Here is a 19,494-nt window from a genome sequence, read left to right on the forward strand (position 1 = left end):
GGGGTAGGCGCGGCCATTCGGATCCGAGCAGTGATGCAAGCGCGCTGAGGTATCGTGTTGGTAAAGTCGACATAGGTCGAGTACGACAATGTGGAGTCGCCATGCCCCCTCCGATCCGACTCACCAGCACTACCCGCGACGTACTGAGCGTCCTTCAGGCTGCAGCACGCGAGGATGCGGCCACATACGGCCTGGAGATCTGCAAGGCGACAGGTCTCGGCTCTGGGACCGTGTATCCGATCCTGACGCGACTCGAACGGATCGGCTGGGTCCGCGCCTACTGGCAAGACGACGATGCCGACTCTCGGGGGCCTCGGCGCCGCCTGTACGAACTCACTGGCGAAGGACGCAGCCAGGCCGCCCTAGCCGAGCGTCCGAGCCTTGGCCACCGCCTTGGGTGGGCGCAATGACGGGGTTTCAGAAGCTGCTCGCAGGGCGCCGTGAACGCATGTTCCTGGACCGGGTGGTGCGTGTGGACCGGGTGCATGTAATCATCCGGGACCGCAAGTATGATCACGTCATCCACGCAGATGGGCCAGGTTTTTCAGAAGAAAAACAGTCTGTACCCGCGATCATTAAAATGATCAAGGGGCTTGCGGAGACAGACTCGGTCGTGGTCTCCGCAAGCGACCTTCTCTTGATGAAGCACGAGGGCAAGGTCTGGGCCCGTGAACTTCGTGCAGTCGAGAGAATGTTCCTCAAACGACACCCTGGGCTAAGCGATAGCCCCGCCGCGCTGCTGAGTGCCTTCCAGGCTCGTGGCTGGAACTTCAACAGGCTACATCCCTTTGCTGAGGCTGTCGCCGAGCCGCCTCGGGGTGCCCGCCGGGTCGCGAGCTGGGCTGCGACCGTTGCTGTGGAACCCGAGCGTGATGAGGAGTGGCGGGAAGCTCTCAACGAGCTTGCCGTCACCGGTAGCCGCCGAGATGTTGTCCACTTCGCAGTTGGCATTCTCTACGCTGGGCTGCACTCCCGAGCCACGTGGATGGCTCGCCAAGCAACCAAGCCCGGCATGGCGGCTCTGTGCTGGGTCCTGCGCTCCCAGGCGCGGACGTGGATGCTGATCTCAGCTCTCCTCCTGTGGGCTGGCGTGGAAACCGCTGAGGACACTGGGGTGGGTGCAGCGATCGTCGTGGTCCTGACCGGCGCTACTGGGCTCCAATTTCTGACGGAGGTGCTGCGCAAGCACTTCAGCATTCGCCTTCCCCGGGAGACCGAACCGCTTGAGTGATTACGCCTCAGCCGTGCGTGCCTCTACCGCCCAGCCCACGGCCAGGAGCACCACAACAGCTGACACCACCACCAACGTTCCGCCGAGTTCACCCCATGACGCGACAGCCAGCAGCCACACCACCGCCGCACTGGCCGCGACACCGGCCGCGTTCGCACCGTGCCGCCTCAGCGCGAGCAGCACCGCCACTACGACGAGCACCACCAGGGGGACGACCAGCGTCGCCTCCACGTGGTGGACGTCGCACGCAACCGCCAACGTCTGGGCCCACGCCAGCCACGCCACCGCCGACGCCACCCGCACCAGATCAGCCATCACAACCCCTTCACGTCTTCGGGCAGGAAGTACATGTCGGCGCCGTGCTGCTGCGCCGACCACACCCGGCCGTCCTTCAGCAGTCGCTTCAACGCGGCGTTGATCTCGCTCGGCGGGGCGACCACCCGCCGCTTCAGCACGGCGTGCAGCAGGTCGCCTAGCTCCATCGCCTTGCCGTCGTTGTCGGCGAGCGCGTCCACGATCGCCTGCTTCACGTCGCCCGGCGTCGACCGGGGCTGCGCCGCCTTGCCCTTGCCCTGGCCGGGGTCGCGGCCCGCCTTCTTCGCGTCGACGAACTCCTCGATGTAACCCCCGGTGATCGGATCGAACCGGCCGGCCGGGGGCTCCCATGCGATCCGCTTCGGCTTCTCGGTGTAGAGCCACCGCATCAGCGCGGCCCGCCGGTCCACCCCGTTCAGGTACGACAGTCCCTGCGTAAGCGAACCGTCCTCGAACGTGGCCGGGAGCAGCGACGGGTCGTACGGCAGGCCCATCTGGTAGGCGGCGCCGGGCGTTTGTGTGCGCAACGCGCACGCGTTCTTGCGGAGCTGCGCCCGCAGCGTCACCGAGCCGCCCAGTTCGGTCATGTTCGGGTCCTGCGCGACAAGGACGATGCCGCCGCCGCCCTTGCGCCAGGTCTTCGCACCCGAGGCGAGCATGCCCACGGCCCGCTTGCCGTGCACGTCGTTCTGCAGCAGCTCCGGGGCCTCCTCCAGGACGAAGAACACCCCGGTCATGCCGCCGGTGTCCGGGTCACCGGGCATCAGGTGCGTCTTACCGCGCCGCTCGTCGCCGTCCTCGTCCACCCACGGGATGGACGCGATGTGACGGACACGGCGGCGCATCACGTAGTTCCACAGCTCCAGCTCGCCCATGCAGTCGTCCTCGCCGAGGGCGCAACGGTGCGTGTGCCCGTTCCAGTCCGGCATGGACCCGCCCTGCGGGTCGAGCAGCACCGTCGTCAACACCGGGGACAGGTGGGCCAGGCCGAGCAACGTCTCGACCGAGCGGGACTTGCCCGCTTCGGAGTCGCCGACGATGATGCCGTGCCGCATGCCACCCGACTTCGTGAAGAAAGCCCAGTGGGCGGGCTGCAGGTCGTAGAAGTAGCCGATGTGGGCGCGGCCGTCCTTGCTGATGCGGGGCTGGATGTCCTCGAACCGGCGGACCTGGGAGAGGGTGTCGCCCTGCAGCAGCGTGAACATCGCGCGGCTGTTGTCGCCGTACGGCACGGGCTCTAGCACGGCGAGCTGCGTCGTAGTCTGGTAGGCCGAGGCGACCCGTCCGGCCGCCTGCATGATGTCCTTCGTTTCCTTCTCGCCCGGGACCGCCCGGATCTCCGACCGGTAACCGGCCTCGATCCGCTTCGGCGTCGTCATCGTCATCCCGTCGAGGGCTTTGCCCTTCGCGGACAGGCGCTCGTCGAAGCGGCGCAGGATCCGCGCCACCTCCAGGTCGATCTCCACCTGCTCGACGACGACCTCCGGCTCCTCGACAGGCTCGGGCCGGCCGGGCACCGGGAGGCGGCGGTGGGTCCGCCAGTGCAGCAGCGCCAGCACAAGCCACCCGGCCAGGCCTACCTCGACGACCAGCCCCGTGGGGCCGGCCGCCGAGGAGACCACGAGCCATGCCGAGCCGAACGCCGCGGCGGCGATGTGACGGCGGCCGCGCACCGCGCGGACCACGGGGACCGCGGCCGCGCCCGCCGCGCACAGCGCGGACACCGCCGGGTGGATCGGCAGCGCGTCGAGGATGGCCGCTAGCGGAAGCGCTATCAGCCACGCGAAAGGAACGACCATCGTCATGCGGTACCGCTGGCGGAACGCGATCCGCCGCATGGTGCGGCTGACCTCGGCGGTGGGGGTTCGTTCGGACATGACGACGGTCGTTCCTCTCGTGCGGGGTGGTCGGGGGTACGGCAGGTCAGCCCTGCGCGTACGCCTCCTTCTCGGCCACGTTCTCGGTGCCACCGACAGACGCGTGTGCCTCGGAGACCCGCAGCTGCTCAGCGGCCAGCGCGGCGACGGTCGTGTGCTGGGCAGCCAGCAGGTTCGCGGTGTCCTGCGCGGCCATCAGCGCGCGGACCAGCGCGCCGCTGCCGCCCATGCCACGGCCGAGCAGCCCGGAGACCTGGCCGTCGATCGCACCCGCGATGGCGGACATGGCGCCGCTCTGCGTGGCGTGGTCGTGCTGCAGCTGCGGGAAGCTGGTGAATTCGGCGTTCACTTCGTGGCTCCGTTCGGTGTTGGGGGCGTCTCCCCCGGTGGTGTTCAGTGAGGGGTCGTCGTACTGGCTCAGGTCCGGCTCGGACTCGTCGGCCTGGTCGGGGTCGGGGCTGTCGTCGGCGGGCGGCTCAATCTCCGCAGCGGGCTCCGGCTCGGCGGGCTCCTGCTCGGGCAGCTCGGGGGTGTTCTCCTCCTCGGAGATGGTTTCGATGTCCTGCGGCTGCGCCGCCTTGTACTCGCGGTACGCCTCACGGGCACCCTGCGCGGCCTGCGCGGTGACCCGGACCGCGCCGCCGAGCACCTTGGCCAGCCCGTACGTCGCGCCGGCGGCGACCGCGACGGTGCCGCCGCCGACAGCGAACCCGGCCGAGGCCCACCAGCGCAGGTTCCGCCAGGTCGGCGGGTCACCCGTGAGAGTCGGCCGGGTCAGGTACGCCTGCGCCCGGTCGTAGTGGCCACGGGCAGCCTGGTAGCCGTCGCGGAACTCGCGGCCGGCCTGGTCCCGGCCCGCCCGCCAGCCGCCGAGGGTGGCCGCGCGGGCGTCGGGCCGCTTGTACAGCGCCCCGGCGACCACACCGGACAGGGCCAGGAGCAGCAGAAACGAGATCATGGGTCACTTCACCTTCGACTGGACGGACTGAATGTCGGTGTTGCCCTTGGCCTGGTCCTGGATCCAGTTGAGCCCAGCCGCGCCGGTGAGGAACAGCACCGCGGCGACCGGGCCGGCCAGCAGCCCAAGCTTCGGGTGGTCGATCTTCTTGTCCTTGTGGACGTCGAGCCAGACGCCGAGGCCGAAGAACGCGAGCAGGCACAGGCCGCCCAAGCCGATCTGCCACTCCTTGGCTCCGAAGTCCTTGGCGACGCCTACGACCCACACGGTGAGCGGGATCAGCCCGATCGAGGCGAGAGCCATCAGGATGAACGCGGACTTGGAGGCCACGCCGTAGCGGACGAACTGGTGTCCGAGCAGGTAGAACACGAGGCCCGCGAACAGGCCGCCGAAGATGAGTCCGAGCATGTGAGGGGGTCCTTCCTAGGCGAAGAAGTGCAGGACGAGGTAGGCGACGGCGGCGGCCGTGGTGAGCTCCGGGAGGAACACGACCATGGCGGGGATGTAGAACGCGGCGTACATGACCGCCCGGACCGTGAGGAGCACCCGCCACGCCCACACCACGACCGGGACATCGGTGGGGAGCCACTGCGGCGACCAGCGTTCTCGGACGAACGTCACCGGGGAGGCCAGGTACGACGGCCGGTCACGGGCGATCCAGTCGGCCAGCGGACCCTCGACCACGGAGACGATGCGGGGCCACAACGGGGCCGGGACCTTGACCTCGGCGGGCAGCTGCGTCGGCTGGTCGTCGCGCAGCTGCACGACCTGGGCGACCTGGTCGGTGACCACCTCGTCGACGGGCGTCTGCTCGTCGGCCGGGGCCGTCGTCTTCGCCTGGTAGGGCGAGCGGATGGGGCGCATGGTCACCTCCTCGGCTGGTTGATCTCGTCGGCTGTCGCTTGCAGCTCGGCGGCGTAGTGCGCGTACAGCCGCGCCCCTTCGGCGCTGTCGACGTTGTGCGCGTCGGCCAGCTCTGCCGTCAGGTAGCGCATGGCCTCGTGGAAGGCCTTCTTCGGGTCCCGCGCTCCCTCGATCGAGTCGTGGAAACGCTGGCGGCGGCCTTCCCGGCGGGTCGGCTTGGTCGCCACGTGCTCCTCCTGCTGGTTACGTAAAGTCACATCTGGCGGGCCGTGTTACCCTCGCGCACGTGCGCGCACGTGCACGGCGCGCGTTGGGGCGCCCGAGTGTGGCCGCGAGCGGGTTCCCCCGGCGCGGACCGGCCCGGAAGCCGGTCACGGTCCGTCACGACGGGGGCAGCAGCGCGGCGCACACGCCGTCCCAGTCGACCCGCTGCATCTCCTCGCCGGCGGGCACCAGCTCGTACAGCCCGTTGAGGTGCTGGGCCGCCGTCCGCTGGGGGACGCGGAACAACGCGACCGCCGTGCCACCCTCGTAGACCGCCCACAGCGTGAACCGGCTGTCGGTCGACGGGCAGGCCCGCAGCGACGAGGACACCGACATGCCGTCCAGGCCCTCCTGCAGAACCGCGCGGGGCGCGACCACCGGCATGGGCCAGTCCTCGATCTCGATGTCCACGAAGAACGGGTCGACGTCGGGCCGGTAGGTCACCCACCCGTTGTGGAACTCCTCGGTCGTGTCGTCCCACATCGGGACGTAGCAGCCGCGCTCGGTGACGCCGGTCCGCTCGGTCTCGGTGCTCATGATGCGTTCTCCTTGTCGTCGGCGGACGAGGGGTTCCCGTCCGCTTCGTCCGCGCCGGTCGGCGCGTCGTTCTTCTGCGCGGACGAACCCTGCTCGTCCGCTTCCGTCCGGAGCTTGGCAAGCAGCCGCCCGGCGCGGTCGTTGGCGATCGTCCGTCCGTGTTCCTTCATCGCGGCCGACAGCCGGTCGCGGGTCAGCCGCTCCCCGCGCGCCTGGTGCTCGTCGCGGATCGTCCGTCCGATCTCCAGCACGTCGCCGAAGTCGTCCGGGCCTGCGGACCGTCCGGCCGTCCGCGTCGTCCGTCCGGCGACCTTGGCGCGGACCGTCCGCCCGTTCGTCCGCGCGCCGTCCGCCGCCTTCACGGCGGACCGTCCACGCGGACGGGGCTTGCCGCCCGCACCGTTCGTCCGCGCGGACGAGGCGTTCCCGTCCGGCTTCTGCCCGCCGTCCGTCCGCGCGCTGTCGGCACCGTCCGTCCGGCTCTCGTCCGCACCGTTCGTCCGGTCGCCGTCCGCCGTCCCCGGCGCGGACCGTCCGCGCACCAGGTCCGCCCAGCGAAGCCGTCCGTTCGGCTTCCGTCCGCCGTCCGTCCGGCCCTCGTCCGCGGCGTCCGTCCGCGTCTCGTCCGCCGCCGCATGCGCGCCGGCGGGCAGCGGACGGTACATCGGGATCAGCCCGGCGCCGACCCGGTTGACGAACCGCGCGATGTTCTCCACCGCCGCGACGGTGTTCGGGTCCGCGTCGTACAGCTCCTGCGACAGCGCAGCCATGTGGGTCAGCGCGAGCTGCAGCTGGGTCCGCTGCGCCGCGATGACCATCGCCTGCGTGTCCGCGACGGCCCGGCGCGTCGCCTCGACCGTCCGCTGCTGCCGCACCATCGACACCGCGGCGTGCGGCGACTGGACGCCCTCACCGACCGCCCACCGGAACGCCGTGAACGTCTCCCCGGTGTGCAGCGCCCAGCGCAGCGCCGAGAACTTCGGTGCCCTCGGGTCGATCAGCCCCTGCTCGCGCAGCGCCGCGCGGTGCAGGTGCCGGGAGTGCATCGACCACAGCCACGGCGACGCCAGCGAGCACGCCGCGAACAGCTCGGGGAACTGCGGCACGTGCGAGTAGTTCAGCCACGCGGCGCCCGCGCCGATCAGGTACGCCCACATGCGCGTCACGAAAGCGGCGTCACCCTCGCGGAGCGCGACGTGTGCGTGCCAGGAGACGTACACCGCGACCGACTCCACGATCCCGGCCCCGAGCGCCGACAGCAAGATCGGCCAGCCGAGCGCGCGGAACACCAGGAACTGCCCTGCGACCGCGACGAGGTTGACGCCGAGGTTCGTAACGGACATGACGGCCAGGCGGCCGGCCAGCCGTGCCCGCTCAGCCCACCGCCCGCGAGCCTCGATCAGCCGGGTGCGGGTCCGCTCGCGCTGGGCCTCGGCGTCGGCGGTGGCTCGGGCCTGGCGCTCCTCGCGGAGGATGTTGTTCTGCCGGACGATCTCGGCTTGGTGCTGGACCTGCTGCAGCGCACGCTCGTGGCGGGCCTCCTCGCGCAGCCGCTCCTGCTCGATGCGGACCCGCTCGGCTTCGAGGCGGGCGCGCTCGCGCTCGGGGCTGGGGGCGAGGATCTTCACGCCGCCACCTCGTTCAGGCGCGGGAACTCCGCGCCGATGTTGAACTGGCGGCGCTCCTTGGGGGTGGTGCCCCCGATGATCCCGGAGGAGTCGTACGGCATGAGGGACGCCCGCTCGACGCAGGCGCCGGTCATGCCGGTGAACGGGCAGCCGTCGCACTTCGCGCGGGCGGCGTCCATCGTCTCGTCGTCGTCGGCGAGCGGGTACCAGTCGTCGGGGTCGGCAGCGGTGCGGCACAGCGCGCGGCCGGTCAGGATGAGCGTGTCGAGGTGGCGCAGACGCTCGGCGGATGTGACAGCACGAGGGCGTGGTGTCACGATGTGGCTGGACATCGGGTCTCGGGTCCTTTCGCGAGGGGAGAGACCTGGTGTTTCAGGGCCTTGCCTCGGGAGTGGAGTCCTGAGGTGAGGCCCGCTGGCTTTGTGGCGGTTTTCCGGTGGAGCGGAGAACCGCTTTTTCGTGTTCTGCTACTCTGTGTTTATCAGTAAACAGGGCGATACGATCACTGTCAAGCCGGTACCCGAGAAGACCAGTGATCAGCCGTAATACGATCAATGCCAGCCCGAGCAGCTACGAAGGAGAGGACCCGCCCGTGCCCGTCGAGCGGTTCACCGAGGTCCTAGAAGACCTGCGGGCCAAAATCCTCGACGGAACCCACCCGATCGGCGAACCTCTCCCCCACACCGAGCGGCTGAAAGAGACCTACGGCGTCAGCGCCGCCGTCATCACCCGGGTCATGAAGGAACTCAAAGCCGAAGGCCTGATCTGGCGCGTCGCCAACCGAGGCATGATCGTCGAGCCGCCTCCCGTCGCCGTTGACCTGCCGGTCGCCATCGCACCCCACCACGAGCACCAGCGCTGGCGAGAAGCCTGCGAGCACGCAGGCATCACCGGGCGGATCGACGAGTTCGGGCACACCTTCAGGATCGGCGCCGTGCCCTCCGTCGCGCAGCCCCTCGGCATCGCCGAGGACGATCCCATCATGTGGTGGCTCCGCGTCGCCGTCGTCAACGAACAGTTGGCCGTCTTCTACGACCGCATCTACTACCCATGGGCCGTCCTCGGTGACGTGCCGCCCGGCACCTCCATCCCCCAATCGCAGGCCCGCGCGCTGTCCCGCATCAACCCCAACACCTGCTACGCCGACATCACCACCACCGTGCGGCCCATCCTCGACGACGAGAGCAACCTGTTCAGGCTCAGCGAGGGCATGCCCATCTACGACATCACCCGCGTCATCCGCGACGAACACGGCCGCCCCATCGAGCTGGTGCGCCGCCTCGCGAATCCGCTGCGGGTCCGCCTCGTCGAGCGCGGCCTGGCCCTATAACGCGAAAGGACCCGTCCACCCCCGAAGGAGCGGACGGGCCCTTAACAGCCGAAGCTCTCGCATGAAAGAGCCCTGCGGGCCTAACCTGAGCTTGCGAACATCAGGAGGTGCAGGGCTATGCACGACGCTAGCACGGAGCCCGGCGCGCGGCTACGAGAGCTGCGCAAACGGCGTGGACTCACCCAAGAAGAACTCGCCGAGATGGCCGGCCTGTCCGTCCCCGTCATCAAGAAGATCGAGCAGGGCGGCACCGCCCGCATGGAGACCTACCGGCAGATCGCGAAAGTTCTCGGCGTCACCACCGTGTGGTTCGTCTCGGCCGGGTCACCACGACCCACCGTGGACACCGGCGACGACACCGTGCTCACCGAGATGCGCGCCGCCATCATCCCCCCGATCGGGCTCAACGGCATGCCCATCATCGGCACCGCCGACCACGACGACGTCGCACTCCCCCGGCTCGCCGAGGCCGCGGCCGCCGTCAACCGGGCCTACCACGCCGACCGGTACGACGACCTCGCGCATCTCCTACCAGCCCTGGTCCGGTCCGCGCACTACCACGTCGCCCACTTCAACGACGGCGCCGACCGGACCCAAGCCCACCGTGTGCGCTCGGCCGTGCTCGGGCTGACCGGCCGCTACCTCATCCAGATCCGCGCCCACGACCTGGCGCTGTTCACCCTGCAAGAAGCGGCACGCGACGCCATCACCGCTGGCGACCAGGCCCTCGCCGCATCCGCGGTGTCGTCGCAGGCGTGGGCCATGCTGCGGCAAGGCCGCTTCGACGAGGTGGAACAGCTATGCTCCGGCGCCGCCGACCAAATCGAACCTCGCATGTCCACCGCTTCCCCCGACGAGCTCGCCGCGTGGGGGTGGATGCTCATGCGGGCCAGCGCCGGGGCGATCCGCAACAACCGGCCCGAGGAGGCCGGCGAATACCTCGGCCTCGCGAAGACCGCCGGGGCCAGGCTCGGCCGTGAGCACGACCTTGGCGGGCAGAAGGCGTTCGGTCCGCTGACCGTCGCGCTGCTCGAACCCGAAAACGCAATGATCGAAGGCCGCCCCGACAAGGCGCTCGAAGCGATGGACAACCTGCCCCGCGGCGTCGGAAAGACCAACGCCTCCACCCTGAACCGCGCACACCTCGACCGTGCCCGCGCACTCGTCCGCGTCGGCGACACCGACGAGGCGACCGACGTCCTCACCGGCCTGCGGCGCCAGCATCCCGAATGGCTGCGCTATCAGCAGTCCGCCAGAGACATCACCGGCGAAATCCTGGCAAGCCGAACCCGGATGCCGTCCAGCCAACAGCGGGACCTGGCGGACTTCCTCGACCTCGACGACTAGGGGATACGGAACGTATCCCTAACGAACGCGGCGCAGCCAAACGGCTGCGCCGCGTTTCTGTTATGCCCGCACAGCGGCGGCGTACCTTCACGGGAGTCGGAGGTGCGGACATGCACACGGACAAACCCCTGCACGACCTCGGGACCTGGCCCAGCCCTGCGGAAATCCTGCAAGGCGACTATCCCGAGTGGCACATCTCTCGTGAAGTGGACGGCTCCGGCCGTCACGGCGACTGGGTAGCCCAGCACGCCACCGAGCACGACGGCGTGCACCGTGCCCCCGACATTCCCGCTCTGCGCACGCAACTGGAGAAGGACGCCGCAAGGAGACGCACCACACGACGGGACGGCCCGGCAACCCGCCACAGCACCGGAAGCCGCCCCAGCTCCTGACACGTCCAGGAGGACCGCCACCGTGACACCCCGCCACGCAGCCCCACCCGACGAGCGCGAGCAAGCACTGTTCGCGGCCGCGCACCTGGCCGACCTGCTCGCCACCCGCCACAACATCCCCGCTGACGTGCACAAACTCCCCCGCGGCGCCGTCGTGTCCGTGTTCGCCGGACTCGTCGCCCACGTCGATCACGTCATCTGGTGGACCGTCCCGGACGTCACCGGCACCCGCGACAAGCCGCTCAAAACGTACGCCAACGGCATCGAGACCGCCGCCGACCGGATCGCCGTGCACTATCGCGAGCTGCGGTCGGTGCCACTGGCCGACCTTCTGTCCGCTGGGCGCATCACTGCCTTGGCGGCTGAACTGCTCAACGAGACGGAGGTCCGCCGTGACGCGGCGCCGGTATGACCTGCACGAGGCTGCCCACGCCGAAGTCCTGCAGCAGCTCTCCCCTGGCTGGCTCATCATCTGGCGCCCCTGGGCGCGGACCTTCTCCGCGTGGCACCTGGTCGACCCCCTCCGGTGCCGCATCGTCGAGTCCGCAGACCCCGGCGAGCTGCGTTCCCTGATGGTCGACGCCGAACTCGAACTCTGGCGGGCCTCAAACGTCCTCCCCGGTCGGCTGACACTCCCAGCCGCCGGTTAGGCCCGCCAGGCACAACCCCGTGGCCACGAGACGACCCGCCCTCTCACCCCCGAAGGGTGTGGCGAGGGGAGGGCGGACACCCTCTCGTGGCCATGGGTTCCAATTCCACATCCCCCAAGGGAAGGACCCACGATGACACCACAAGCCGCACCCCAGCTCGCTCCCCAGCTCGACCCGGTTCACTTCCTGGAGCTGGAGATCACCGGCCGCTGCCAGCTCAAGTGCGGCCACTGCTACGCCGATTCCGGCCCGAACGTCGGCCACGGCACCATGGAGACGCTCGACTGGGAGAACCTGCTCACCTCCGTCCCCGTCGCTGGAATCCAGACCGTGCAGTTCATCGGCGGCGAGCCGACCAAGCACCCCGACTTCGAGCGGCTGCTGCAGCACGCCCTCGCCCAGGGCTTGAAGGTGCAGGTGTTCTCCAACCTGTACCACGTGCCCGACCGGCTGTGGGGCCTGCTCGACGACCCCAACGTCACGCTGGCCACGTCGTACTACTCCGACGACCCCGACGAGCACGACCGCATCACCCAGCGCCGCGGCTCCCACGCCCGGACCCTCGCCAACATCCAAGAGGCCCTTCGGCACGGCATCCCCCTCAAGGTCGCCATCGTCGAACTCTGGGACGGGCAGCGCGCCGAGCAGGCGCACGCGCAGATGGAGGCGCTCGGCGTGAACCGCCTCGGCCCGATCGACCGGATGCGCGGCGTCGGCCGCGGCGCCAACACCATCGAGACCGGCGTCAAGGAGTTGTGCGGACAGTGCGGGAACGGCCGCGCCGCCGTCGCCTCCAACGGAGACGTGTGGATGTGCGTCATGTCCCGGTTCCTACAGCCTGCGGGGAACGTCAAGACCACACCGCTCGCGGAGATCCTCGCCGGGGAGATCTGGCAGGGTCTCCTCGCGCAGGTGCCCCGCCGCGGCGCGACGGCCTGCAACCCGGGGTCGGATGGGAACGACTGCTCGCCGGCCGAGACCATCTGCGAGAGCAACGCCCTCATCCTTCCCGTACGGCATCGTGTCGTCCACCTCGCCGGAATCAACCGATAGAGCAGACTACTGACATGGACTGGCAATCTCGCGCGCAACAGCTCGCCGACCGCGTCACCCACCATGGGTCGCGGTGGCGCGACGCCGTCGCCGCCACCCCCCGCCACCAGTTCGTCCCCGCCTGGTGGCAGTGGAGCAACGGCCATTGGGAACTGCAGTACGGCCCGGCCGACGAAGAGGCCTGGCTGGACGCCGCCTACCGGGACCGCACGCTCGTCACCAAGATCGGCACCCTCCACGCCGACCAAGCCAAGGCGCATGACGAGCCGACCGGACGGCCCACCTCCTCCTCCACGCTGCCGGGCCTGGTCCTGCAGATGTACCGGCACGCCAGGATCGGCGACAAGCACACCATCCTCGACGTCGGCACCGGCTCGGGCTACGGCACCGCCCTGCTGTGCTACCTGTTCGGCGATGAGCAGGTGACCAGCATCGACGTGGACGACTACGTGACCTCCGTCGCCGCGTGGCGACTGGCCGAACTCGGCCACGACCCGCGCATCGCAACGATGGACGCCACCGGGGAGATTGCGCGGACGTTCGACCGGATCGTGGCGATGGTGTCGGTACGGCCCATCCCCGCATCGTGGTTGACCGCGCTCAACCCCGGCGGCCGTCTGACCACGACGATCAGCAACACCTCGCTGATCGTGTCCGCCGTCAAGACCGACGACGGCGGCGCGGTCGGTGTCGTCGAGCGGGACTGGGCGATGTTCATGAAGACCAGGACCGGCGCCGACTACCCGCCGGGCCTGGCCGGCCTGATGGAGACCGCGCGCACAGCGGACGGTGAGCACGTCTCGATCGGCCGGTTCCCCGTCATCGACATCGAGGAGAACGCCTGGGAGCTGCGTTCCATGCTGGAGGTCATGGCCCCCGGCATCGAGCACAACTACCACGAGACCGGCGACGCCCGGATCGCGCTCATGGTTCACGAAGACGGGTCATGGGCGCGGGCCGAGCAGATCGGCCGGGAACTCCCGGCCGTGCACCAGGGCGGACCCCGCAGGCTGTGGGACGTGCTCGACGAGGCGCGCGACTACTGGCTGCAGAACGGCGCGCTTCCGCTGTACGGCGCGAACGTCCGCATCACCCCGGACGGGACGATCCAGCTGCAGCGCGGCCGGTGGAAGGCCACCATCAGCTGACTCTGGGAACGCGAAAAGCGCCCGTCCTCCACCAAGGAGGACGGGCGCTGCCGTTGCACAATCAGTCGTCGTTACAGGTCAGAACCGGAGTGGACACCGGGGTGGTAGGTGTCCGCCGGAGCCTGGTAGGTCGGCACGCGCGGCACGCCGAGCAGGATGCCGACGATGGGCCACCGGGTCTGCAGGCTGGTGACGAGCACCTGGTAGACCAGCGTGAACAGGCCGCCGGCGCCAGAGATGACGAGGGTCGACGACGCCGGGTCGACGACGAACCCCTTGGTCGTGAACCAGCCGATACCAGCGCCGACAGCTGCGGCGACCCCGGTTCTGATCCAGTTGGCAAGCAGGTCGAACGTGGACATGGCAACCTCCGGACATGAGAAAACCCCGGCCGGTCGGCACGGGGCGTCGAGGGAAAGAGCAGGTGGGCTACTTCTTCTTGGTGGCCTTCATCGCGGCCTGCGCGGTCTTCCAGCTCTCCGGGCCGACAATGCCGTCCACGGTGATGTGGTGCTCCTCCTGGAACCGCTCGGTGGCCGCCGCGGTGACCGGGCCGTAGTACCGGTCGACGGCGACCCTGATACCGGCCGCGGCGAGCATCGTCTGCCACGCCGCGACGTCGTCACCGACGATCACCCTTTTGCCCTTGGTGTACTGCAGGGCGCGGCCGGGCCACTTCATCGTGGCCAGGTCCACCGGCTTGGGGTCGGGGCCGCCGCCCACGATGAGCTTCGCCCGGCGCACGATCTCCGGCTTCTGCGCGACGATCCTCGGGCCGGGGCACGCCGAGTGACCACCCCACGCCGAGCCGCCCATCGCGTGGTGGCCCAGGCCTCGCCCGGTCGGGCTGCTGGTCACCTGGAGCGGGACACCGTGGGTCCGGTGAGCCCACGCCAGAACCTCGGCGCACCGGTCGAGCTGGGCGTCGGTCAGCTTGTCCCCGCCGCGGCCCTCGTTCTCGATCGAGATCCAGTGCGGGTTACCCTCCGCCTGAGCCCAGGACTTATCGCGGCTATCGACCCACTGGCGCAGCTGGCCGGCCTTACCGGTCCCGAAGTGGGAACTGGCCTGCGCCCGGCTGTTGTGAAACCAAGCGTCGGTCCCCTCCAGGGTTCCGGCCATGATGTGCAGGGTGACGCCATAAATCGTCCCCATGCCGCCAGGTGTGTGATTGACAGGGATCGGCTTCCAAGTAGCGCCGGGCATCCTCGCCATGAGGGTCCCCCTTCCATTCGACGAAACTTCAACGGAGCAGACCGAGGATCAGGCCGATCGCCACACCCGCCGTTGTCACCAAGACGCTGACGACCGCGATGATCTGCCGGGTCCGTTCGCTCAGCTGCACACGGGTCACCGCGTCGCGCTCCACCGCATCCAGCCGCTGCTCCAACGCGCTCTCGCGGGCCGCAGCATCGACCCGGTTCTGCTCCACCCGCTGTTCCAGCGCGGCATGGCGGGCGTCGCCCTGGTCCAAGCGCTGGTTGATCAAATCGACTTTGCCGTCAAGCCGGGCGAACCCGACGTCGGCGGTCGACTGCAACTTCGCCAATGCGACATCCACGGACGGCTGGTCACTCACCGCCGCCCACCTTCTGCGCGGTGAGCTGCGCGACCTGGCCCTTGAGCTCGTCCCGTTCGGCCACCAGCTCCTCCACGACGGCGCGCAGCTTGGCGGCCTCGTCGAGCGCGTCGTTGCGCTGGCGTGCAACCTGGTTGGCGTACCGGTGCAGGTCGGCAGTCATCGGCTGCTGGGCGTCGGTCACTGAGGTCCCCTCGTTCTATCCATACGCAGGGCCATGTCCCACATGCGGATCTGTGTGGCCACCCGCGACTGCTTGGCCATGTCCCGGTGTGCCGCCACGACGTCAGGGTCGAGCCGTGCGACAAGGTCACGCCGCAGGACGTCGTGCAGGGTGCCGTCGCTCGCCCGCATCAGCTTCGCCTTCGCGGCGCCATGCACGATCGGCCGGTCCCGTTTCAACGTGGACACGACGCCACCCACCAAACTCCGGGCAGCGTCCACGTTCATTTCAAATGGGTTGTGCTGCAATTCCAGCGTCCGACCTTCCTGGCGCAGCGTCTCCCACATGTACGCCTGGTAGGTGACGTGGTCGAACAGTTCGTCGACATCTTCGGGCTTGGTCACGTCGTACCCGTACACGGCCGCCAGGTTGATTCCCAGGTTCTTCGGATACGAATATGAATAGTCGCCCGAGCTGACGATGTCCGTAGGCACCTTGTAAATCAGGAGCCAACGGTCGTTCGCTTCGTCGTGGCGAACGTCGTCCAGCAGGTCAATCAGCGTCCACGTCATGGCTAGTCCCTAACTCCGAACCAGTTGATGTGGTCGGCCCCCGAACTGAGGCTCGGCCCAGCCCACTGCCAGTTGAACCCGCCGTTGGAGACGCTGGTGATGTTGAACGCGGCGTTGTTGCCCGCCCTCACCATCGCCGCAGGCCAAGGCGTGCTGTCGTAGGCAAACCCGTAGCTGACGCTTCCGCCGTTACCAGAGACATTCGCGTGGCCGAACGTAATCGACGAACTATTGTCGAAGTCCTGCCAAAGCCCCTGGAACCGGTGATGCGGGGCGTTAATCACCACATCGTTGTTGGAAGCGACGTTGATGTTGCTGTTGCCGATGGTGATTCGGGCACCCATGCAGTCCCAGAAGGAACTGTTGCTGCCACCCTCAATCCAAGCCCCGTTGCCGGGGTTATTTCCATTGGTGTCTGTGCGACCCAGATTCCAACCCGCCGGGCTCATCTTCAACCGGCATTTCCGGTTGCTCAGCACAGCGGAACCAAGCTCCATTTCATGAGTACCTGGCGTGTCCTGCGTCCAATAGTGGTACTCGTTGGAGCCGAACTCCTCATACAGCCGGATCTCCGGCTCGTACACCCCCGCAGTCGGCCCAGGGTTGATGACCAGGCGCTTGGCCGCGTTCTGCGAACTGGTGACCTGCCCGACGATCAACGCCGCCCCGTCGACGGCGTTGAAGCTCACCGTCGTCTCACCGCCGGAGTTATACGCCCGGAACCCGCTCACGTCCAGCTCGATACGCGCGCCCGTCGCCGCGCTGCGCAGCTTGAACGACCCGTCGTTAAGGAGCGTCACCGTCTCCACGGCCGCCGCGTTGAAGCTGTGCAAGCCCGTCAGGTTCATCTCCACCCGCCGCCCAGAAGCAGCAGTGCGGAGGATCGTCCCGGTGATGGTCTTGCCGTCCAGGGCGTCCACAGCGATGTGACCGGCCTTGACCGACCCCACAGCGAGCTTGTCCGTTGTCACGCTGTTGGCGTTCAGGTGGCCGGTGTCGATCGCCAATGCCTGGATCAGGCCCCCGACGATACTGTTCGCCACGACCTTGTCGGCCGCGTTCAAGCTGCCGTCGACGATGTTGGCCCCGTTGATGATCTCGCCGATCACATCGGTGTTCACCAGGGGTTGCGTCGCGATCGTCACCGTCGCCGACGCCGCCGACTCGTTCCCCGAATGGTCCACGCTCGTCAGCCAGAACTGCCGGTCCGCCCCGTACGGCTGGTCCGGCACAACAACCGACCCGGCCGAGGCCAGGTAACCCACCTCCGACGCCCCCGGAGCCAGCGGGTCCTGCATCCACACCCGCACCCGGTCGAAATCACTCGGCATCGGCACACCACCGACACCCAGCCCCGACCACTCGACGTGGATCACACCCAGCCTGCTCGACAACACAGGCGCGGCCGGCACCGCAGGCGGCGTCGCATCGTCGGGGACCAGGACCGCGGCCTGCGCCGAGAAATCGCCCTTCGTTCCGTTGTTCGTCGCCCGAACCTTGAAGGCGTACTCCCAGCCCACCACCAGCGGCGAGTACGTGACCGAGGTGTCGCTCTGCTGCGTCGTGGCCACGAGGAACCACGGTTCCCCGGACTCGTTGCGCCGCATGAAAAGCTCGTAGGAGTCGATGTTCAACGCCACGCCGCCTGCGTCAGCGGTGACCTCACCCCACGTGACAGCGACCTGGCCGCGCGCGTAGCCGTGCTCGTCGAGGAACGCGGACGGTTCGACGATCAGCCCCGTAGGAGCAGCAGGGACACGCCCACCCGACTCCGGCGCCGGAGGCACACCCGACCCGCCCGAAGACACCCCGCCGGCCAGGATGCCCGCCGCCTGACGGGCCAGCTTGATGTCCCTTTCCAAAAAGCGGTCGTTGAGCACGGCGTTCCCGCCGAGCTTGCCGTCACCATCGACCGACAACGTGACCTGCCGCACCCGAAGCGGCTGCATCACCCCGGCGTCGCCCGGCGCGAGCACGTAGTCCCCCGGCCGGTAATGCTGGTGCGGCAACCACTGCGCGAGGTGGAACACCACGCCCCGCGTGATCTGGATGCGCTCCGCCCCGACACGCTGCAGGGCGTTCTGCCCGAGCAGCTGCGCCGTCCCGACGTCGCTCACACCACCCTGCGACTGGTAGGTCTCCCACCGGCCCCACGGCTGCACCGCGGCGGGGTTGGTCACCTCGACGCTCAACCCGTTCTCACCCTGGATGAGGATCACCGACGCGGCGTCCTCCAGGGTCGCGCTGTCTGGGGCCTCCACAATGTCGCGCCCCAGCCGCAAATCCACCGGGGCCGGGCCGGCCGCCAGGTTCCGCGCCAGCGTCGAGTCAGGGTTGAACACCCGCAGCGTCCGCCCCTGCATGGCCCAGTCGACCACGCCCTGCTCGCTCAGGTTGATCAGCACCGTCAGCAGGTCCGTGCCCGGCTCCAGGGCCAACGTCAAGGCCTTCGCCCACGCCGCCCCCGCACTGTCCTTCGTCGTCGAGAAGTCCACCGCCAGGCCCGGCATGCCGCCGCGCGCCTTGCCCTCATTGATGAACGTCGACAGGATCGCCCCCGGCGTCACCCCGTTGAACGGGCGCTTGCCGTCGACCATCACGCTGCTCGGGTACAGCACCACCTTGCGCAGCTGCCACGACCAGCCGGGGCAGTCGTACGACCGTGCCCCGGTCCGGTCGGTGCTGTCGCTGTCCCGCTTGATCCGCAGGAACCGGCCGTTCATCGGCTCGGTCCACGGGCCACCGGCCACCGAGTACTGCACCGCGAGTTCGCAGTGCCCCGCCAGGAAGTTCGCGCCCACGCCGGCCGCCGGGTACGACACCTTCAGCGACGGCACATCGTTCAGCGGGGACGCCACCTCGAACCCGAGGTACTGCGGCAGCAACCCCAGCTGGGAACCGTTCGGAGCGTAGGCCACCAGCCTCAGCGCGTACCTTTGGGCCTCACCCGGAACGATCACCTGCACTGTGGGCCCCCGTCAGCTCGTTGATCTGCTCGCGCTGCTGGTCCACGGCCGCCGACAGCAGGGCGTTCTCATAGGACAGGTCGTCGATCCGTCGCCGCAGCGCCGCGACGATCCGGTCGGTGTCGACCACGACGTCTTGCATCACGCACCCCGCGACGCGAGCGCCCGCTGAAACTCCAACCGGGACGTCGCGATCCTCACCGGGTCGACCCGCACGTGCCCCCGAAGCGGAGCCAGCGCATCGCCCGCCGCCCGCGCGGCCGCCGTACGACCTCGCGGTGCGTCCGTCTCGACCGTCGCGTACTCCCGTTTGCACCGCTCAACGCGGTCGACCACCGCGGCGCGGGCCTGCTCGCCGCTGGCCTGCCACGGGTTCGCCTGTTCCTGCTCCGGCTCGTAGATGGACAGCACCGTCTGGTGCAGAATCACGTCGATCGCCTCGTCGGTCGTCGACAGCCCGTACGTCACCGCGGCGTCCTCGATCGCCGTCTTCGGCAGGAACAGCACCAGCGACGTGTCATCCGACGCGCGGGTGAGCGTCACCTGCCACGCCTCGACCTTCCCGCTCCGGTCGGTCGTCTCGATGACCTCGGTGACCTGCCACTGATCCGGCACGCGCG

General features: G+C 68.9%; 26 protein-coding genes. 9 read left to right on the forward strand and 17 right to left on the reverse strand.

Going from position 1 to position 19,494, the window contains the following annotated elements:
• The first annotated feature begins 101 nt into the window (after positions 1-101).
• Together ACOZ38_RS25020 and ACOZ38_RS25025 are read left to right on the forward strand one after the other, a co-directional pair.
• On the forward strand, positions 102-410 hold the full coding sequence (locus tag ACOZ38_RS25020; RefSeq protein ID WP_424533599.1) for a PadR family transcriptional regulator: 309 nt from the start codon (positions 102-104) through the stop codon (positions 408-410).
• A complete protein-coding gene (locus ACOZ38_RS25025; protein WP_424533600.1) occupies positions 407-1,231 on the forward strand; it encodes a hypothetical protein in 825 nt (274 codons plus the stop codon). The genes ACOZ38_RS25020 and ACOZ38_RS25025 overlap by 4 nt, the downstream gene beginning before the upstream one ends.
• On the opposite strand, the gene ACOZ38_RS25030 is transcribed toward ACOZ38_RS25025, so the two are convergent.
• The 9 genes from ACOZ38_RS25030 to ACOZ38_RS25070 all read right to left on the reverse strand — a co-directional run bounded on the left by ACOZ38_RS25030 (position 1,232) and on the right by ACOZ38_RS25070 (position 8,006).
• Positions 1,232-1,546: a hypothetical protein gene (locus ACOZ38_RS25030; RefSeq protein ID WP_424533601.1), complete on the reverse strand. Its 315-nt coding sequence runs from the start codon at positions 1,544-1,546 to the stop codon at positions 1,232-1,234.
• A complete protein-coding gene (locus ACOZ38_RS25035) occupies positions 1,546-3,423 on the reverse strand; it encodes a hypothetical protein (RefSeq protein WP_424533602.1) in 1,878 nt (625 codons plus the stop codon). The genes ACOZ38_RS25030 and ACOZ38_RS25035 overlap by 1 nt, the downstream gene beginning before the upstream one ends.
• Positions 3,424-3,469: 46 nt before the next feature.
• Entirely contained in the window at positions 3,470-4,381 is a 912-nt protein-coding gene (locus tag ACOZ38_RS25040; RefSeq protein ID WP_424533603.1) for a hypothetical protein, read from the reverse strand.
• Between the two features lie 3 nt (positions 4,382-4,384).
• Positions 4,385-4,789 carry a hypothetical protein gene (locus ACOZ38_RS25045; protein ID WP_424533604.1) on the reverse strand — a complete coding sequence of 135 codons (405 nt, stop codon included), beginning with the start codon at positions 4,787-4,789 and terminating at the stop codon, positions 4,385-4,387.
• A 15-nt stretch (positions 4,790-4,804) separates the two neighbouring features.
• The gene (locus ACOZ38_RS25050; protein ID WP_424533605.1) at positions 4,805-5,245 is read right to left on the reverse strand and encodes a hypothetical protein; all 441 of its coding nucleotides are present in this window, start codon (positions 5,243-5,245) and stop codon (positions 4,805-4,807) included.
• Between the two features lie 2 nt (positions 5,246-5,247).
• A complete protein-coding gene (locus ACOZ38_RS25055; RefSeq protein ID WP_424533606.1) occupies positions 5,248-5,472 on the reverse strand; it encodes a hypothetical protein in 225 nt (74 codons plus the stop codon).
• Positions 5,473-5,626: 154 nt separating this feature from the next.
• Positions 5,627-6,046, reverse strand: coding sequence for an SsgA family sporulation/cell division regulator (locus ACOZ38_RS25060; RefSeq protein ID WP_424533607.1), 420 nt, complete (start codon positions 6,044-6,046; stop codon positions 5,627-5,629).
• Complete coding sequence (locus ACOZ38_RS25065; RefSeq protein WP_424533608.1) at positions 6,043-7,674, reverse strand: DUF2637 domain-containing protein; 1,632 nt, start codon at positions 7,672-7,674, stop codon at positions 6,043-6,045. Before ACOZ38_RS25065 ends, ACOZ38_RS25060 begins: the two co-directional genes overlap by 4 nt.
• On the reverse strand, positions 7,671-8,006 hold the full coding sequence (locus ACOZ38_RS25070) for a WhiB family transcriptional regulator (protein ID WP_424533609.1): 336 nt from the start codon (positions 8,004-8,006) through the stop codon (positions 7,671-7,673). Before ACOZ38_RS25070 ends, ACOZ38_RS25065 begins: the two co-directional genes overlap by 4 nt.
• A gap of 200 nt (positions 8,007-8,206) precedes the next feature.
• Between ACOZ38_RS25070 and ACOZ38_RS25075 the strand changes: the two genes are divergently transcribed.
• From ACOZ38_RS25075 to ACOZ38_RS25105, 7 genes are all read left to right on the forward strand, one after another.
• Positions 8,207-9,004, forward strand: coding sequence for a GntR family transcriptional regulator (locus ACOZ38_RS25075; protein ID WP_424533610.1), 798 nt, complete (start codon positions 8,207-8,209; stop codon positions 9,002-9,004).
• A gap of 117 nt (positions 9,005-9,121) precedes the next feature.
• Entirely contained in the window at positions 9,122-10,351 is a 1,230-nt protein-coding gene (locus tag ACOZ38_RS25080) for a helix-turn-helix domain-containing protein (protein ID WP_424533611.1), read from the forward strand.
• 110 nt (positions 10,352-10,461) lie between these two features.
• Positions 10,462-10,743, forward strand: a complete 282-nt coding sequence (locus tag ACOZ38_RS25085) for a hypothetical protein (RefSeq protein ID WP_424533612.1) — start codon at positions 10,462-10,464, stop codon at positions 10,741-10,743.
• 22 nt (positions 10,744-10,765) lie between these two features.
• Entirely contained in the window at positions 10,766-11,155 is a 390-nt protein-coding gene (locus ACOZ38_RS25090; RefSeq protein WP_424533613.1) for a hypothetical protein, read from the forward strand.
• Entirely contained in the window at positions 11,136-11,393 is a 258-nt protein-coding gene (locus ACOZ38_RS25095) for a hypothetical protein (protein ID WP_424533614.1), read from the forward strand. Before ACOZ38_RS25090 ends, ACOZ38_RS25095 begins: the two co-directional genes overlap by 20 nt.
• Positions 11,394-11,525: 132 nt before the next feature.
• Positions 11,526-12,446: a radical SAM protein gene (locus ACOZ38_RS25100; RefSeq protein ID WP_424533615.1), complete on the forward strand. Its 921-nt coding sequence runs from the start codon at positions 11,526-11,528 to the stop codon at positions 12,444-12,446.
• A 14-nt stretch (positions 12,447-12,460) separates the two neighbouring features.
• Positions 12,461-13,594, forward strand: coding sequence for a protein-L-isoaspartate(D-aspartate) O-methyltransferase (locus ACOZ38_RS25105; RefSeq protein ID WP_424533616.1), 1,134 nt, complete (start codon positions 12,461-12,463; stop codon positions 13,592-13,594).
• Positions 13,595-13,665: 71 nt separating this feature from the next.
• Here the strand turns inward: ACOZ38_RS25105 and ACOZ38_RS25110 are convergent, their stop codons facing one another.
• From ACOZ38_RS25110 to ACOZ38_RS25145, 8 genes are all read right to left on the reverse strand, one after another.
• Positions 13,666-13,956 carry a hypothetical protein gene (locus tag ACOZ38_RS25110; RefSeq protein ID WP_424533617.1) on the reverse strand — a complete coding sequence of 97 codons (291 nt, stop codon included), beginning with the start codon at positions 13,954-13,956 and terminating at the stop codon, positions 13,666-13,668.
• Between the two features lie 67 nt (positions 13,957-14,023).
• On the reverse strand, positions 14,024-14,749 hold the full coding sequence (locus ACOZ38_RS25115) for a peptidoglycan recognition protein family protein (RefSeq protein WP_424533618.1): 726 nt from the start codon (positions 14,747-14,749) through the stop codon (positions 14,024-14,026).
• A gap of 88 nt (positions 14,750-14,837) precedes the next feature.
• Complete coding sequence (locus tag ACOZ38_RS25120; RefSeq protein WP_424533619.1) at positions 14,838-15,173, reverse strand: hypothetical protein; 336 nt, start codon at positions 15,171-15,173, stop codon at positions 14,838-14,840.
• Positions 15,166-15,357 carry a hypothetical protein gene (locus tag ACOZ38_RS25125; RefSeq protein WP_424533620.1) on the reverse strand — a complete coding sequence of 64 codons (192 nt, stop codon included), beginning with the start codon at positions 15,355-15,357 and terminating at the stop codon, positions 15,166-15,168. The genes ACOZ38_RS25120 and ACOZ38_RS25125 overlap by 8 nt, the downstream gene beginning before the upstream one ends.
• Entirely contained in the window at positions 15,354-15,908 is a 555-nt protein-coding gene (locus tag ACOZ38_RS25130; RefSeq protein WP_424533621.1) for a hypothetical protein, read from the reverse strand. Before ACOZ38_RS25130 ends, ACOZ38_RS25125 begins: the two co-directional genes overlap by 4 nt.
• 2 nt (positions 15,909-15,910) lie before the next feature.
• Positions 15,911-18,874 (reverse strand): hypothetical protein, encoded by a 2,964-nt coding sequence (locus tag ACOZ38_RS25135; RefSeq protein ID WP_424533622.1) that lies wholly within the window; start codon positions 18,872-18,874, stop codon positions 15,911-15,913.
• Complete coding sequence (locus ACOZ38_RS25140; RefSeq protein WP_424533623.1) at positions 18,852-19,016, reverse strand: hypothetical protein; 165 nt, start codon at positions 19,014-19,016, stop codon at positions 18,852-18,854. Before ACOZ38_RS25140 ends, ACOZ38_RS25135 begins: the two co-directional genes overlap by 23 nt.
• Positions 19,016-19,489, reverse strand: a complete 474-nt coding sequence (locus tag ACOZ38_RS25145) for a hypothetical protein (RefSeq protein ID WP_424533624.1) — start codon at positions 19,487-19,489, stop codon at positions 19,016-19,018. The genes ACOZ38_RS25140 and ACOZ38_RS25145 overlap by 1 nt, the downstream gene beginning before the upstream one ends.
• Positions 19,490-19,494 lie beyond the last annotated feature (5 nt).

Origin of the sequence: Sphaerisporangium viridialbum, assembly GCF_049674955.1 — a bacterium.
Taxonomy (GTDB): domain Bacteria; phylum Actinomycetota; class Actinomycetes; order Streptosporangiales; family Streptosporangiaceae; genus Sphaerisporangium; species Sphaerisporangium viridialbum.

What these genes read in the sequence shown, in the direction of transcription:
- ACOZ38_RS25050 (WP_424533605.1), bottom strand. Translation starts at nt 5,245, where the DNA reads ATGCGCCCCATCCGCTCGCCCTACCAGGCGAAGACGACGGCCCCGGCC.
- ACOZ38_RS25070 (WP_424533609.1), bottom strand. Translation starts at nt 8,006, where the DNA reads ATGTCCAGCCACATCGTGACACCACGCCCTCGTGCTGTCACATCCGCC.
- ACOZ38_RS25030 (WP_424533601.1), bottom strand. Translation starts at nt 1,546, where the DNA reads ATGGCTGATCTGGTGCGGGTGGCGTCGGCGGTGGCGTGGCTGGCGTGG.
- ACOZ38_RS25040 (WP_424533603.1), bottom strand. Translation starts at nt 4,381, where the DNA reads ATGATCTCGTTTCTGCTGCTCCTGGCCCTGTCCGGTGTGGTCGCCGGG.
- ACOZ38_RS25110 (WP_424533617.1), bottom strand. Translation starts at nt 13,956, where the DNA reads ATGTCCACGTTCGACCTGCTTGCCAACTGGATCAGAACCGGGGTCGCC.
- ACOZ38_RS25060 (WP_424533607.1), bottom strand. Translation starts at nt 6,046, where the DNA reads ATGAGCACCGAGACCGAGCGGACCGGCGTCACCGAGCGCGGCTGCTAC.
- ACOZ38_RS25140 (WP_424533623.1), bottom strand. Translation starts at nt 19,016, where the DNA reads ATGCAAGACGTCGTGGTCGACACCGACCGGATCGTCGCGGCGCTGCGG.
- ACOZ38_RS25025 (WP_424533600.1), top strand. Translation starts at nt 407, where the DNA reads ATGACGGGGTTTCAGAAGCTGCTCGCAGGGCGCCGTGAACGCATGTTC.
- ACOZ38_RS25100 (WP_424533615.1), top strand. Translation starts at nt 11,526, where the DNA reads ATGACACCACAAGCCGCACCCCAGCTCGCTCCCCAGCTCGACCCGGTT.
- ACOZ38_RS25115 (WP_424533618.1), bottom strand. Translation starts at nt 14,749, where the DNA reads ATGGGGACGATTTATGGCGTCACCCTGCACATCATGGCCGGAACCCTG.
- ACOZ38_RS25035 (WP_424533602.1), bottom strand. Translation starts at nt 3,423, where the DNA reads ATGTCCGAACGAACCCCCACCGCCGAGGTCAGCCGCACCATGCGGCGG.
- ACOZ38_RS25080 (WP_424533611.1), top strand. Translation starts at nt 9,122, where the DNA reads ATGCACGACGCTAGCACGGAGCCCGGCGCGCGGCTACGAGAGCTGCGC.
- ACOZ38_RS25020 (WP_424533599.1), top strand. Translation starts at nt 102, where the DNA reads ATGCCCCCTCCGATCCGACTCACCAGCACTACCCGCGACGTACTGAGC.
- ACOZ38_RS25105 (WP_424533616.1), top strand. Translation starts at nt 12,461, where the DNA reads ATGGACTGGCAATCTCGCGCGCAACAGCTCGCCGACCGCGTCACCCAC.
- ACOZ38_RS25045 (WP_424533604.1), bottom strand. Translation starts at nt 4,789, where the DNA reads ATGCTCGGACTCATCTTCGGCGGCCTGTTCGCGGGCCTCGTGTTCTAC.
- ACOZ38_RS25130 (WP_424533621.1), bottom strand. Translation starts at nt 15,908, where the DNA reads ATGACGTGGACGCTGATTGACCTGCTGGACGACGTTCGCCACGACGAA.
- ACOZ38_RS25085 (WP_424533612.1), top strand. Translation starts at nt 10,462, where the DNA reads ATGCACACGGACAAACCCCTGCACGACCTCGGGACCTGGCCCAGCCCT.